This window comes from Leucobacter sp., from assembly GCF_053528595.1.
Window position 1 is genome coordinate 1 of record NZ_JAIVPF010000021.1, and the last position, 13,372, is coordinate 13,372.

Consider the following 13,372-nt stretch of genomic DNA (forward strand, 5'->3'; position numbering starts at 1 on the left):
ATCGAGCATGCTGCCGCTCAGCAGGTGGGCCACGCGCTCGCCGGCCTCGCGTTCGGGATAGATGACGTGGTTCACCCCGATGCGCTCGAGGATCTTGCCGTGCGAGCTCGAGATCGCCTTCGCCCAGATCTGGGGAATGCCGAGATCCACGAGGTTCGCCGCGATGAGCACGCTCGCCTCGATCGAGGCGCCCGTGGCGACGACGGCGATCTGGAACTCGTCGGCGCCGATCTGCCTGAGGGCGTCCATCGAGCGCGCGTCGGCCTGCACCGCGTGCGTCACCCGATCCGCCCACTTCTGCACGAGCTGCTGATCCGTGTCCACCACCAGCACCTCGCGGTCCTGGCGGTCCAACTGCCCGGCGGTCGCGGCCCCGAAGCGGCCGAGTCCGATGACGATAACCGGGGCGTCACTGCGAATATCAACCAACGATCGGCCTTTCCTCGGGGTACTTGAACAGGCGTGAGCGGCTGGTGGCGGCGACGGCGGCGGCCAGCGTGACGGTGCCGACGCGTCCCGCCCACATGGTGGCGGCGAGGATGTACTTGCCGGGGTCGGAGACCTCGCCGGAGAGCCCCGTCGAGAGCCCGCAGGTGCCGAACGCGGAGATCACCTCGAAGAGCACCACGTCGAGGGACTCGCCCGTGATGTGCAGCAGCGCGACGGTCGCCGCGAGCACGATGGTCGCGCCCCAGATGAGGATCGAGACGGCCACGCGCAGCACCTCGTTCGGGATGCTGCGGTCGAACACCTGCATGTCCTTGTAACCGCGCGCCTCGGCGTACGCGGCGAGGAACAGCACCGCGAGCGTCGTCACCTTGATGCCGCCCGCGGTCGAGGCCGATCCCCCGCCCACGAACATGAGCATGTCCATCACGAGCAGCGTCGAGCCGTTCATGTCGATGGGGTCGATGATCCCGAGCCCTCCCGAGCGCGTCATCACCGACATGTAGCCCGAGCTGAGCAGGGTGTCCCAGAAGTTGTGGCCGCCGAGCGTGGCCGGGTTGTTCGCCTCGAGGCCGCCGATGGCCAGCCAGCCGATGACGACGAAGATGAGCGTGGTGCTGAGCGTGAGCTTCGCGTGCAGGCCCAGGCGCTTGTGCGCGCGCCAGCCTCCGCCCGTCACGTAGCGGTAGAGCGCGAAGATGACGGGGAAGCCGATCGCGCCCAGGAAGACGCCGACGGCGAGCACGCTCAGCAGGTAGAGGTCGGTGTCGAACGGCGCGAGGCCCCCGGGGAGCGGCACGAAGCCCGTGTTGGTGAAGGCCGAGGCGGCCAGGTAGAAACCGTTCCACAGCGACTGCCAGAAGTCGTACCCCGCCGCCATCAGCCGCGGGGTGATGAGGATCGTGAGCGCGAGCTCGATCACCACGAGGCTCGTCGCGACGGCGGCGAGCAGGCCGCCGATCTCGCCGAGGCCCACGGCCTGGCTCGCGGAGGCGTCGCGGCTCATGCGCATCGGGTTGGTGTCGCTCGCGGCGAGCAGGCGCTGCCGCAGGCCGAGGCGCCGGGTGACCGTGAGCCCGAGGATGCTCGCCAGCGTGAGCACGCCGATGCCGCCGATCTGCAGGCCCGCGAGGATCACGATCTCGCCGAACAGCGACCAGTGGGTGGCCATGTCGACGGTCGAGAGGCCCGTCACGCAGATGGCGGAGACGGCGGTGAACAGCGCGTCGGCCAGCGGGGTCACCCTGCCCGAGGTGCTCGAGAAGGGCAGGGAGAGCAGCACCGTCCAGAGCAGGATCAGGCCGCTGAACACCATGAGCGCGAATCGCGCAGGCGACGATTGGATCATGGCGTTGATCCATGATCTCTGCGTGAGCGGGGCGGAAGCCCGCCGACTCGCAGCGCGTGCCCTCACGACGCCTTCTTTCCTGCAGTGACGCGAGCGGGGCGGTGAGCTCCGACTCGAACCTTCATGCTACACATGCGGCGGCGTTCCCGTCAGTGGTGGGACAAGACGGGTCGCTCCGGCTAACCTTGAGATCATGCCAGATATTTTCGGAGTCATCGCCGACGCGACCCGGCGCGACATCTTGCGGGTGCTGCTCGAGCGGTATCAGCAGGAGGCCGAGATCAGCGTGTCCGAGATCGTCGGGCAGCTGGAGATCAGCCAGCCGACGGTGTCCAAGCACCTCAAGGTGCTGCGAGAGGCCGAGCTGGTGAGCGTGCGCGAGGAGGGGCAGCACCGCTACTACACCCTCGATCCCGAGCCCCTCGAGATGGTCGAGGACTTCGTGATCCCGTTCCTCTCGGCCGGTTTCGACACCGAGGTGACCGTGGAGTACCTCTCGGAGGCCGGTGAACGCGTGCCCGGGCCCGACGGCGACGACCTGTTCGACGGCGAGGTGCTGTCGGAGGAGGCGGCCGCGGCGGCGGAGCGGATCGGCCGGGCCGCCGCGCGTGCCGAGCACCGGGTCAAGGAACTGGTCGCGCGCTTCCGCCTGAAGGGCTGAGCGCGGGGCCGATGGCGCTGCGATTTCCCGCAGCGCTCGATACGGTGTAAAATCAGTGTTTTGTGGGCCACGATCCCGTTCGGCCCGAGAGACGTTGTGAGGTGACCGTGGGTTCAGTTATTAAGAAGCGCCGTAAGCGCATGTCGAAGAAGAAGCACCGTAAGCTGCTTCGGAAGACGCGTCACCAGCGTCGTAACAAGAAGTAGTCGGCGCGGAGCACCGCGATCGAGACGGGCGTCGGGCCATCGGCCTGGCGCCTTTTCTTGTGCCTGCGGCATCTCGGGTGATCCCTGCCCCGGATCCTCCCGCTACGCGCGTCAGTAGTTGCTGCCTCACCGCGGGTTTGGTGACATCTACTGACGCGCGTATGCCGGGGTCGCTCCGCCGGGGTCGCTCCGCCGGGGTCGCTCCGCCGGGGTCGCTCCGCGCAGGATGACCGGTGACGAACTCGACCCGGCCGCAGACGCTACACTGATCGATCGTGACGGTCGTGCAGCTCACCCTCATCGGCAAACCGGGGTGCCATCTCTGCGATGAGGCCCGCGAGGCCATCGCGCGGGTGCGGGCGGACCTCGCCGAGCGCGGCATCGAGACCGAGCTCGAGGAGCTCGACATCCTCGAGGATCCGCAGCTCGCCCGCCGTCACTCCGAGGACATCCCCGTGGTTCGGATCAACGGGCGACGGCACGCCATCTGGCGCGTCGATCCCGAGCGCCTCACCGCAGCGGTCGAGAAGGCCGCGGCACCCACCCGACTCGCCCCCTGGAGGAAGCACCCATGACCCTGCGTCACATCGTGAGCTGGAAGTTCGTCGGCGACAGCCCGGAGGAGCGCGGCGCGCACGCGGCCGAGGCCGTCGCGGCGATCGCCCCGCTGCGCGACTCCGTCCCCTCGGTGCGCGCGCTCTCGCTGCACCGCAACGAGCTCTTCGACGGTGAGAACTTCGACCTCACGCTCATCGCGGACTTCGACGACGCCGACGGCCTCGCGGCCTACGCCTCGCACCCCGAGCACCTGCCCGTGATCGACCTCATGAAGCGCATCACCGCCGGGCGCACCGCCACCGACTTCACCGTGTGACCGGGCGCGCCGTCCTCGCCTCCGAGCTCCTCTCGCCATAGCGGCTCGCCCCGGCGGCGTCAAGGCGATCGCCTCTTCCGCTCCTCCCGCCTATCGTGGCTGGCACCCGAAGGTGAGAACGAGTCAGAGGAGGATCGAACCCATGACTGGACCGCAGCGCGGCAATTCGAAGCACGGACCGCAGCTCGACGAGCAGATGGAGCAGGAGACCCGGGGCATGGTGCAGGGGCACGGCGCCCCGCACGCGGAGCCCTTCCGGGAGACGGAGCCGCTCCCCGACGACACCGACCCCGAGGAGGTCGAGCGCGCCTTCCGCGGGGATCGAGGGGAGGACCTGGCATGAGCGGCGACCGGAAGCTGGCCGAGGTGCTCGCGCAGCCGGGCCCGTGGACCGTCGCCTACGTCGACGGCACGGGCGGCGAGCCGCAGGTCGTCGAGGAGGCCCGGCAGGAGAGCGCGGTGCGGCGGCTCGAGGAGGCCGGCGCGCCCGAGGCCGACCGGCGAGCGGTCGAGCTGGCGCTGCGCGACGCGAGCGGCGTTCCCAGCCCGTCGGCGCGCTACCTGCTGGTGCGCGGTGGAGAGGTGGTGCTCGACGAGCGGTTCGCCAGCACCCGGCGCGGGCCGGAGGTGCTCGACCACGGCGCCACGCCGCCCGCGATCCCGCTGCTGCGGCACCGCACCTTCTCGCCTCGCTATCTCGTCGTGGAGACGACGCGCGACGGCGCGGACCTGCGACTCGAGCGCGCCGGCAGAGCGGAGTCCGAGCACGAGGCCAGTGTCGAGGGGAGCACCGATGCGCTGCCCAAGGTGCAGGCCGGCGGGTGGTCGCACGCCCGATGGCAGCGGCACTCCGAGGAGGTCTGGAAGCACAACCAGACCGAGATCGCGGCGGCCGTCGACGCACTGGTGCGCGAGCATCGTCCGGCCTTCATCGCCATGTCGGGCGATCTGCGCGCGCGGCAGCTGCTGCGCGAGCGGCTGTCCCCCGACAGCGCCGGACTGCTCGTCGAGGTCGAGGCGAACACGCGGGCCGACGGGGCCGACGAGGATCGCCTGGACCGGGCCGTCGCCGACGCGCTGGACGCGCTGAGCGCCCGGCTGGTCGAGGAGGCCCTCGCGCATGCGGACGCCGAGAACGGCGCTCGACGGGCCGAGGGCGTCGCCGAGGTCGTGGACGCCCTGCAGCAGGCGCGCGTGGACACCCTGCTGCTGGATGCGCGCCTGATCGACGCCGAGGAGACCCTCGAGGTGCTCGACGCCGAGCCCTGGGTGGCCGGGAGAGGCGGGGTGCCGGGCGCGGCGGCCCCGCTCGGACGCGCTCCGCTCGCCGAGGCGCTCGCCCGCGCGGCGGTGCTGACCGGGGCGGAGGTGCGGGTCGTCGAGGAACCCGAGCGGGAACCGGGCGAGGAGCGGCCCGAGCGGGCGACGCCGCCGCCGCTCGCGGTGCTGCGGTGGGCGGAACCCGTCGACGTCGCGGAGACGTAGTCCCGAGTCCTCCGCGGAGTCCGGTCGACGCGGCGGAGGCTCCGGGGGCGGGGGATCCGGAGCCTCCCGACCCGGCCCGGACGCTGCACTAGAGTCGGCAGCAGAGATGCGGCGCCGGAGGGCGCCGCCGGCAGATCGAGACGCGAGGAGGGCGAGCAGGCGGCCGCGGCACCGGCGGCTGCTCTCCCGCTTCGCCGGAGCAGTGCGGAGGTGCGGCATGCGGGACGCGGAGAGCGAGGCCGCCAGGGAGGCGGACGGGTTCGACGACGGCCGCGAGGAGAGCCCCAACGAGCGGGCCGATCGCAACTGGAACGAGATCCTGCAGGAGCTGCGCGTCGCGCAGACGGGCACGCAGATCCTCGGGGCGTTCCTGCTCGCGGTGGCGTTCCAGCCGCGCTTCACCGAGCTCGACCGGTACCAGTTGACGCTCTACCTGATCCTCGTGGCCCTCGCGGGCATCGCGGCGGCGCTGGGCCTCGCCCCCGTCAGTCTGCACCGCGCCTACTTCGGGCGGCGGCAGAAGGTGCGCATCGTGCATCTCGGCAGCCGACTGCTCGCGGCCGACCTGGTGGTGCTCGCGATGCTCGCCGCGGGGGTGACGAGCCTGATCTTCGACTTCACGCTCGGCCGCGCGGCCGGTCTCACGGCGCTCGGCGGCACCGCGGTCCTGGTCGTCGTGCTCTGGGCGGTCGTCCCGAGATTCGGGATCCGGTCGGGCAGGAAGTGAGCGCCCAGGGGTGCGATGATCCCCGGGCTGCTCCCGCTCGGCGCGGCCCCGATCCCGGCGGACCCGCTCGATCCGGGCCGACTCGATCCGGACTCGATCAGTCGGGCGGGTCGATCGAGATGTGATCCTCGTCCCGCCGGTCGGCGTCGCCCCCGCGGGCGCTCTCGCGGGCATCGGTCTCCGTCTCGAAGACGTCGGCGCCCTCGTCCGGATCGAGTCCGGGATCGCCCGGTGCGTCCGCCTCGTGCTTGCCGGCTGCGCGGGGCGGATCCGCAGCGTCCGGTCCGACCTGACCGGCCCGGTCGGCGGTGGGCACGGACTCGTCCACCGAGTCCGGTGCGGTCGCAGTCGGGGAGCGCGGATCCCGCTCTCGATCCGCTCCGGACTCGATGCGCTCGGGATCCTCGTGCGACTGATGCGGTTCCATGGTCTGCACCTCCTCGTCCCTCCCGAAGCTACCCGAGCCGTCGCCGGCCCGGACCGGGGTTGTCGGCTCCGGACGACTCTGCTAGCGCGCGAGCTTTGCCGACGCGGTATCGCGCTGTCAAGGGGGATGCGGGGGGAGATGCCCGGCGCATACCGTGAAGGCGCCAGGCGGCCCGGTCGCCTCCGACTGACCGAAGGGGCTCCCATGTTGAAACGCACTCCCTCCACGGCCCCCCAGGCCGCGGGTTCCCGCGCCACAGGGCTGCGCACCGTGGGGGTCGAGCAGGAGCTGCTGCTCGTCGATCCGCGCACCGGTGCGCCCGTCGCGGTGAGCGAGCAGGTGCTGCGCGAGGTGGGGGCGGAGCGGGCCGCGCTGCTCGAGAGCGAGGCGAAGCAGGAGCAGATCGAGGTGATCTCGCCGCCCTGCACCGCGCTCGAGCGGGTGGCGGAGGCGATCCTCGACGGGCGCCGCATCGCCGACGAGGCCGCGCAGCGGGTCGGGGCTCGCGCGGTCGCGCTCGGCACGAGTGTGGTCGGCGCGGAGACGCACCTGACCCTCCGGCCGCGCTACCTCGCGATGTCGTCGCAGTTCGGGATCACGATGCGGGAGCAGCTGACGTGCGGGCTGCACGTGCACGTGGGAGTGGAGAGCGACGACGAGGGCGTGGCCGTGCTCGACCGCCTCCGGCCCTGGCTGCCCGCGCTGCTCGCGCTGAGCGGCAACTCGCCGTTCTGGCGAGGGGAGGAGACGGGGTACCACAGCTACCGCTACCAGGCCTGGGCGCGGTGGCCGTCGGCCGGGCCCACCGAGCCGTTCGGGTCGGCCGCGGCCTACCGCGAACGGGTGCGCGCGATGCTCGGCACCGGCGTCGTCCGCGACCCCGGCATGGTCTACTTCGATGCGCGGCTGAGCGACCACCTTCCCACCGTCGAGATCCGCGTCCCCGATGTCTGCATGGACGCCGAGCACGCCGTCGCGATCTCCGCGCTCACGCGCGCGCTCGTCGAGACCGCGGCGCGCGACTGGCGGCGCGGCGTCGGCCCGATCCCCATGCCGACCGCGATGCTGCGGCTCGCGATGTGGTCGGCGAGCCGCTACGGGTTGCGGGAGCGCCTCGTGGATCCGGGGACGGGTCACGAGACCGACGCGGGGGCCGTGGTCGAGGCGCTCATGCGCCACGCGGAGCCCGCGCTGCGCGAGAGCGGGGATCTCTCCCGCACGGCGGCGGCCGTGTCGGGCATTCTCGCGGGCGGTACCGGGTCGGATCGCCAGCGACGGGTGATGGGCGAGAGCGGCGAGCCGCGGGCGGTGGTGGCCGACGCGATCGAGGTCACCCACCGCTCCGGTCACATGTCGAGGTGACCGAGGAACTCGCCGGTGTAGGGGCAGAGATAGGCGACGGTGTCCGTGATCCGCACGGTGAAGTCGGTGCCGCCGGGGACCTCGAACTGCTCGCCCTCGTGGTAGGTCTTCCACTCGCCCCGGCCGGCGGGCTGCTGCACGTCCCAGCTGCCGCGAACGAGGTGCATCCACTCCTTGACGGGGGCCTCGAAGGTCCACTCGCCGGGCTCCATCACGCCGACGGTGAAGTTGCCCTGCTCGTTCGTGAACTCGAGGCTCCGCACCTGTCCGTCGTAGTACTCGTTCTGACCGATCATGCGATCACTCCTTCGTCGAATCACGTTCGAGGGCCGCGCTGGTGCGGTCCTCGGGATCAGCGTAGGCAGCGCTGCGCGCGGTGAATATCGCCGTGGGGTACATCTGGCACAGTTCGTTTTCTTCATCACGTCCATATCTCGGCGCGTAGTATGGGCGTATGAGCAGCGAAGCAACGGCGGGTGCGCTCTCCCTCGAGGCGCTCCAGCACGCGCTCGGCCTCCAGATGGAGCTGACCGCGATCGTCACGCGCGGCGGCGGAGTCGACCGGCTGCTCCACGGCTGGCAGCAGCGCACCGGCGAGGGCGTCGCGGTCTTCGACCGTCTCGGGCGTCCGCTCGGGCGCAGCAGCGCCTTCCCGCCCGACGCGCTCTCGGCGATCGGCGAGATGCTCTTCTCCGGCGCTCCTCGTCTCGGCGAGTCGCTGCGGGTGCCCCATCCGGGCGAGACGGATCCGGTGCAGGAGATCCGCATCACCTCCTTCGCGGGCAACGACACGGTGCGCGGCTACCTCGCCCGGGTGCCGTCGGGCGAGGAGAGCGCCGAGCTCACCGAGCCGGCGCTGCGCTCGCTGCTCGCGCTCGAGTACGAGCGGCACTGGCTGCTCGACGAGCCGGCCCGGCGGCAGCGCGCCCAGCAGCTGGGGCGGGTGCTCGAGCTCGGCGACGCGGGTGGCGCGCAGGCCTACCTGCGGGGGATCGGCGTCGACGCCGACGAACTCAGAGGCATCGCCATCGAGGCGCGCGACGAGACGCACGCCGAGGTGCTGGTCGACGACCTGGCGGCGATCCTCACCACCACGCTCATCCGGCACCGAGCGCGGGTGGTGGAGTGCCTGGCGCCGTTCGACCCCCGGCAGACCCTCGCCGAATACGGCCTCGAGGTGCCGCTGGGCGTCGGCACACCGGTGGCGCCGAAGTACGCGGCGCGCAGCATGCGGCAGGCGGCGCTCGCGCTGGAGACCAGCCGCCGGGTCGGCACGCCCATCGAGTATCTCGACGGTGCGTCGCACGAGTTCCTGATGCGAGTCGCTCCTCCGGCGTATCTCGAGGCGTTCTCCGCGGCGACGCTCGATCCGATCGCCCGGGCCCGAGGCGGAGAGGAGCTGCTGCGCACGCTGCACACCTGGCTCGTCGAACGACGGTCGATCGAGGCGACCGCCGAGCGGATGGGCGTGCACCGGCACACCGTGCGCAATAGGATCCAGCGGATCGCTCAGCTGACCGGGCACGACCTGGACGGCATCGACGCCCAGACTCAGCTGTGGCTGGCGCTGAAGGCGCGCGGGCTCGGGAACGACACCAGATCCCCGGCCTGAGCGAACTGGCCGGAGTGTACAAACAGCTCCTGCGGAGGCGGACGCCAGGGCCATTCTCAAGCGATTCAGCGGCTGACATCATGTGCTGTGTCCCCCCCCCCACACGGGACGGCCCGGCCGCCCCGATCCGGTACTCGACGAGGAGCACCCAGATGTCCACCACCACCACCACCGAAACAGAGAACCGGTCCGTGCTGCGCCGTGTACTCATGGCGAGCGGGCTCGGCACGCTGCTGGAGTACTTCGACTACGCGAGCTACAGCTACCTGGCCACCACGATCGCCGTCGTGTTCTTCCCGCCCGAGGATCGCACCGTGGCACTGCTCAGCACCTTCGCGGTGTTCGCGCTCTCGTTCCTGGTGCGTCCCATCGGGGCGCTCGTCTGGGGCAGCCTGGGCGACCGGATCGGCCGCAAGAGCATCCTCGCCACGACGATCATCATCATGTCCGGCGCCACGTTCCTGATCGGCTTCCTCCCCGGGTACGCCACGATCGGCGTCGCCGCTCCCATCCTGCTGCTCGTGCTCCGCATGACCCAGAGCTTCTCGGCATCGGGCGAGTACGCGGGCGCCGGCACCTTCGTCGCCGAGTACGCACCTCCGAAGCTGCGCGGTCTGCTCACCAGCGTCGTGCCCATGGCCGCGGCCGGCGGCTTCCTGCTGGCCTCGCTCATGGCCACGATCCTCTACGCCTCGTTCTCGCCGGAGTTCATGCAGGAGTGGGGCTGGCGCATCCCGTTCTTCATCGCCGGACCGCTCGGCATCATCGGGCTCTGGCTGCGCTCGCGCCTCGAGGACACCCCGCAGTTCCGCCGCGTCCAGGAGATCGAGCGCAGGGAGCAGGAGCTCGCGCAGCAGCAGCGCGCGGTGTCGCGTACGAGCCGCTGGAGCGAGATCCGCGAGAGCCTGCCCGCGATGTTCAAGATCCTGCTCGTCATGTCGCTGAACGCCGGCGGCTACTACCTGCTGCTCAGTTACATCCCCACCTTCCTCATCGAGGAGGCCGGCATGAGCGAGGCCAGCTCGACGCTCGTCGTCACGATCGGCCTCGTCGCGCAGCTCGCGCTCATCCCGTTCATGGCGCGCTTCTCGGACCGCTTCGGCCGCAAGCGCACCCTCATGGTCTCCAGCATCGCCTTCATCGTGCTGAGCTACCCGATCATGACGCTGCTCTCGGTGGGCGGCGTGCTGCTCGCCACGATCGTGCTCATCGTCGCCCTCGTCTTCTTCTCGATGAACGACGCCGTGTTCCCGTCGTTCTTCACCGAGATGTTCGGCACACGATCGCGCTACCTCGGCTTCGCACTCCCGTTCAACGTGGGCGCGATGCTCTTCGGCGGCGTCGCACCGCTCATCGGTACCTGGCTGATCGCGGCGACGGGCAACTCGAGCGCACCGGCGTTCTTCCTCATCTTCGTGGGCGCCCTCTCGCTGGTCGGTCTGCTGATGACCCCCGAGACGGCGCGCACCGACCTCGTCGACGAGCAGAAGAAGGTCGGCACCACGCCGATCCAGACGCTGTAGTTCCCCGGGGGGCGGGATCCGGGGCCGGGTCCCGGACCGGAACCCGGAGCTCCGCCGGACGGCGATCCGTCCGGCGGGGCTCTGCTCGTGCGGGGCTCTGCTCGTGCGGGGCTCTACTCGTCGAGCTCCTCGAGGAGCTCGCGGGCGCGCTCGTGCGCGAAGTCGATCGCCTCGCCCGCCGCATCGAACGAGGTCACGCGCTCCAGCAGCCGCCGTGCCTCGGCCGGTCGCCCGGTGACGGCGAGGCACTCGCCCAGTGCGACGAGGCCGCGCAGCAGCAGCGCCGTGTGATCGGCGGAGGACTCCGTGCTCCTGATGAGGGCGCGGAGCAGCGGCTCTGCGCTCTTCGGCTGACCCCGATCCAGTAGCAGCAGTGCTTTCTGAAGAACCGACTCGTCGGAGTTCATGCCTTCATTATCGGCGGTTCGGTGCCGCGCCGATACTGGAATCGGAGTCGCGAGCGCCGTCAGCCGAGAACAGACTCTTCAGCCGAGAACAGCATCGATATCGGCAGGAAGGAGAGTGTGCTTCGCGGCCGGGCACATGTTCTGCGAGCACTTTGCTCCGGGGAGGCGGGCGGCAGCGGGGAAGCGCTGAATCGTTGTTCCACGCCCACCTGCGCCAGCCGCGATCCCGGCGCGAGCAGAGACGAAAACACCCGGTCGGGATTCAATGATCCTGACCGGGTGTCTCTCTGTGGCGCGCCCCGAGGGATTCGAACCCCCGACCTTCTGGTCTGTAGTCGCTGGAGTCCCGCCTACCATCGGTGAGGCGATCCGAATTTTCGCGACCTGTCCCCCCGCACTCGCCGGTCAAATCGATCAGGCGTAGACAAAGCTCAGTACCTTCACAGAAGTGAAGAACACGCGACAGATCCCCGAAGCCTGGCAAGCCCCCGTCTCACGCTACCTCACCGCGCTACGAGCAGGAGGCCACCCCGAGACGACGATCGACACGCGCCGGCAGCACCTCCACTATCTCGCTCGGCGTATCGGCGTCCCTCCGTCACAGGTGGACCGCGATCTACTCATCGAATGGTGCGCAGAACAGAACTGGGCACCGGAATCACGTCGAGGTCGCACCAACACCTACCGCTCATTCTGGAAATGGGCCAAGAAGGCCGAGGGCTGGCGTAACGTCGCGAAGCACTTGCCCCGAGTGAAGACTCTCCCCGGCGTACCGCGCCCAACGCCCGACCGAATCTATCTCAAGGCGATCCTGCATGCCGACGTGCGAACGCGGCTCATCCTACGACTCGCCGGCGAATGCGGACTACGACGAGGCGAAATCGCGCACATCCACACAGTAAACGATCTCATGAACGATCTCATCGGCTGGTCCCTCCTAGTTCACGGCAAGGGAGGCAGAGATCGAGTAGTGCCACTGCCAGACGGAATCGCGCTCGAACTGCTCGACCTTCCCGAAGGATGGGCGTTCCCCGGCCGCATCAACGGACATCTCTCACCCCGACGAATCGGAGAACTCGCAACCGAAGTACTCGACGGAGAATGGACACTTCACACCATTCGACACCGCTTCGCCACCCGCACCTACAGCATCGATCACGACGTATTCGCAGTGCAAGACCTCCTGGGACACGCGAGTGCCGAAACCACAAGGCGCTACGTCGCCCGAGACAGCCGACGCCTCCGCACACTCGTGCAGCGCGCCGCCGGACGACTCCCCGACGAAGGCCGGCTAGCAACAGGCCACGAGATACTGCGCCGACCGTTGGTGACCGCAAGGATATGATCGGCATCATGCGAGAGCGAGTGTTTGCCATCATCCTTGCGGTCCTCGTCGGCCTCGCTGCTGTCGGGATGAGCGTTCAGCTGGCGAGCGTGCTCCCCGTGTCGCTGGCTGCTTGCTCCGCGATCGCGTTCTATGCGCTCGGTAAGCAGTCCGCTCAAAGGTCCGCCAAAAAGCGGCAGCAGAGCTACAGCGATCGCAACTACGAGAAGTACCTCGAATGGCGGGCCGGCCGCGACTAACGGCCTAGACGGGCGAGGAGCAAGACCAGGCGCAGCAGATCGCGTACGAATCTGACGAGTTTCATCGGCCTCCCTCTCCGTGCGAGCAACTGCAAGCCGGACGCTTGATCTTCGGGCGCATCCCGCCGCAGCGGAAGCAGTACCCCTCACCCGAGTCCACGTTGTCCACCGAGTCGAAGGTGTCATAGCTGGCTTCGGCCCACGAGCCGGGTCGCCACAGCCACGCATTCGCTTTCCCCTTGAGCGTGCCCTCTTTCGAATCGCTCCAGGTCGTGAACTCGATTGCGTCGTACGTCGTCCACCGGAACAACCGGTTCATGCCCCACAGGCGGGAGCCGTCGCCGCTGGCCTCGAACTTCGGCATGTAGCCCCGACAGACCGTCACCGCTTGGGTGACTTCACGCAGCACGATGTTGCAGCGCGACCATGCCGGCGCCGTCCACCGCAGCAGCACGTCACGCCGGCGAAGCTGATTCAGGAGGAGCTGCACCTCGAGCGGGAGGCTCTGCCCCGACGTCGACGCCGCCACCCCCAGAATCTCGTCCATCAGCACATCGCACGACCGCGCCTCGAGCAGCTGCTCCCACCGCGTGAACGGCTCATAGTTCGCGTAGGGCTCGCCAGTGCGCGGATCGAGCACGCGCACCGTCGAGAGGATATCCCGGCCGAGATCCATCGACAGTCTCGTGTCGTGCATCATCGCAAGCGT

Annotated in this window: 18 protein-coding genes; 12 read left to right on the plus strand and 6 right to left on the minus strand. The window is 69.6% G+C overall.

What is annotated here, in order from left to right:
* Together ACWKZU_RS03215 and ACWKZU_RS03220 are read right to left on the minus strand one after the other, a co-directional pair.
* Positions 1-429 (minus strand): potassium channel family protein (locus ACWKZU_RS03215; RefSeq protein WP_449280951.1); only part of this gene is annotated, 429 nt, incomplete at its 3' end.
* A complete protein-coding gene (locus ACWKZU_RS03220) occupies positions 422-1,795 on the minus strand; it encodes a TrkH family potassium uptake protein (RefSeq protein ID WP_449280952.1) in 1,374 nt (457 codons plus the stop codon). The genes ACWKZU_RS03220 and ACWKZU_RS03215, both read right to left, overlap by 8 nt.
* Positions 1,796-1,988: 193 nt before the next feature.
* On the opposite strand from ACWKZU_RS03220, the gene ACWKZU_RS03225 reads away from it, so the two are divergent.
* The 7 genes from ACWKZU_RS03225 (at position 1,989) to ACWKZU_RS03255 (ending at position 5,748) form a co-directional block, all read left to right on the plus strand.
* Positions 1,989-2,456, plus strand: a complete 468-nt coding sequence (locus ACWKZU_RS03225; protein ID WP_449280953.1) for an ArsR/SmtB family transcription factor — start codon at positions 1,989-1,991, stop codon at positions 2,454-2,456.
* Positions 2,457-2,563: 107 nt separating this feature from the next.
* Positions 2,564-2,662 (plus strand): 30S ribosomal protein bS22, encoded by a 99-nt coding sequence (locus tag ACWKZU_RS03230; protein WP_005504750.1) that lies wholly within the window; start codon positions 2,564-2,566, stop codon positions 2,660-2,662.
* Between the two features lie 275 nt (positions 2,663-2,937).
* A complete protein-coding gene (locus ACWKZU_RS03235; RefSeq protein WP_449280954.1) occupies positions 2,938-3,237 on the plus strand; it encodes a glutaredoxin family protein in 300 nt (99 codons plus the stop codon).
* Positions 3,234-3,536: a Dabb family protein gene (locus tag ACWKZU_RS03240; RefSeq protein ID WP_449280955.1), complete on the plus strand. Its 303-nt coding sequence runs from the start codon at positions 3,234-3,236 to the stop codon at positions 3,534-3,536. Before ACWKZU_RS03235 ends, ACWKZU_RS03240 begins: the two co-directional genes overlap by 4 nt.
* Positions 3,537-3,678: 142 nt before the next feature.
* Positions 3,679-3,879 carry a hypothetical protein gene (locus ACWKZU_RS03245; RefSeq protein WP_449280956.1) on the plus strand — a complete coding sequence of 67 codons (201 nt, stop codon included), beginning with the start codon at positions 3,679-3,681 and terminating at the stop codon, positions 3,877-3,879.
* Positions 3,876-5,021 carry a baeRF2 domain-containing protein gene (locus ACWKZU_RS03250; protein ID WP_449280957.1) on the plus strand — a complete coding sequence of 382 codons (1,146 nt, stop codon included), beginning with the start codon at positions 3,876-3,878 and terminating at the stop codon, positions 5,019-5,021. The genes ACWKZU_RS03245 and ACWKZU_RS03250 overlap by 4 nt, the downstream gene beginning before the upstream one ends.
* A 217-nt stretch (positions 5,022-5,238) precedes the next feature.
* On the plus strand, positions 5,239-5,748 hold the full coding sequence (locus tag ACWKZU_RS03255; RefSeq protein WP_449280958.1) for a DUF6328 family protein: 510 nt from the start codon (positions 5,239-5,241) through the stop codon (positions 5,746-5,748).
* 97 nt (positions 5,749-5,845) lie between these two features.
* On the opposite strand, the gene ACWKZU_RS03260 is transcribed toward ACWKZU_RS03255, so the two are convergent.
* Positions 5,846-6,175, minus strand: a complete 330-nt coding sequence (locus ACWKZU_RS03260; protein ID WP_449280959.1) for a hypothetical protein — start codon at positions 6,173-6,175, stop codon at positions 5,846-5,848.
* Positions 6,176-6,379: 204 nt separating this feature from the next.
* Here ACWKZU_RS03260 and ACWKZU_RS03265 point away from each other — a divergent pair, with 204 nt between their 5' ends.
* Complete coding sequence (locus ACWKZU_RS03265; protein ID WP_449280960.1) at positions 6,380-7,537, plus strand: carboxylate-amine ligase; 1,158 nt, start codon at positions 6,380-6,382, stop codon at positions 7,535-7,537.
* Here ACWKZU_RS03265 and ppnP read toward each other — a convergent pair.
* A complete protein-coding gene (ppnP, locus tag ACWKZU_RS03270) occupies positions 7,522-7,833 on the minus strand; it encodes a pyrimidine/purine nucleoside phosphorylase (RefSeq protein WP_449280961.1) in 312 nt (103 codons plus the stop codon). The genes ACWKZU_RS03265 and ppnP overlap by 16 nt on opposite strands.
* A gap of 158 nt (positions 7,834-7,991) precedes the next feature.
* Here ppnP and ACWKZU_RS03275 point away from each other — a divergent pair, with 158 nt between their 5' ends.
* Positions 7,992-9,149 (plus strand): PucR family transcriptional regulator, encoded by a 1,158-nt coding sequence (locus ACWKZU_RS03275; protein ID WP_449280962.1) that lies wholly within the window; start codon positions 7,992-7,994, stop codon positions 9,147-9,149.
* Positions 9,150-9,301: 152 nt separating this feature from the next.
* A complete protein-coding gene (locus ACWKZU_RS03280) occupies positions 9,302-10,672 on the plus strand; it encodes an MFS transporter (protein WP_449280963.1) in 1,371 nt (456 codons plus the stop codon).
* 113 nt (positions 10,673-10,785) lie between these two features.
* On the opposite strand, the gene ACWKZU_RS03285 is transcribed toward ACWKZU_RS03280, so the two are convergent.
* A complete protein-coding gene (locus tag ACWKZU_RS03285) occupies positions 10,786-11,079 on the minus strand; it encodes a tetratricopeptide repeat protein (RefSeq protein WP_449280964.1) in 294 nt (97 codons plus the stop codon).
* Between the two features lie 448 nt (positions 11,080-11,527).
* Between ACWKZU_RS03285 and ACWKZU_RS03290 the strand changes: the two genes are divergently transcribed.
* Both ACWKZU_RS03290 and ACWKZU_RS03295 read left to right on the plus strand, forming a co-directional pair.
* Complete coding sequence (locus tag ACWKZU_RS03290) at positions 11,528-12,424, plus strand: tyrosine-type recombinase/integrase (RefSeq protein WP_449280965.1); 897 nt, start codon at positions 11,528-11,530, stop codon at positions 12,422-12,424.
* A complete protein-coding gene (locus ACWKZU_RS03295; protein ID WP_449280966.1) occupies positions 12,421-12,663 on the plus strand; it encodes a hypothetical protein in 243 nt (80 codons plus the stop codon). The genes ACWKZU_RS03290 and ACWKZU_RS03295 overlap by 4 nt, the downstream gene beginning before the upstream one ends.
* Before the next feature lie 61 nt (positions 12,664-12,724).
* On the opposite strand, the gene ACWKZU_RS03300 is transcribed toward ACWKZU_RS03295, so the two are convergent.
* Entirely contained in the window at positions 12,725-13,363 is a 639-nt protein-coding gene (locus ACWKZU_RS03300; protein ID WP_449280967.1) for a hypothetical protein, read from the minus strand.
* Between the last annotated feature and the right edge of the window lie 9 nt (positions 13,364-13,372).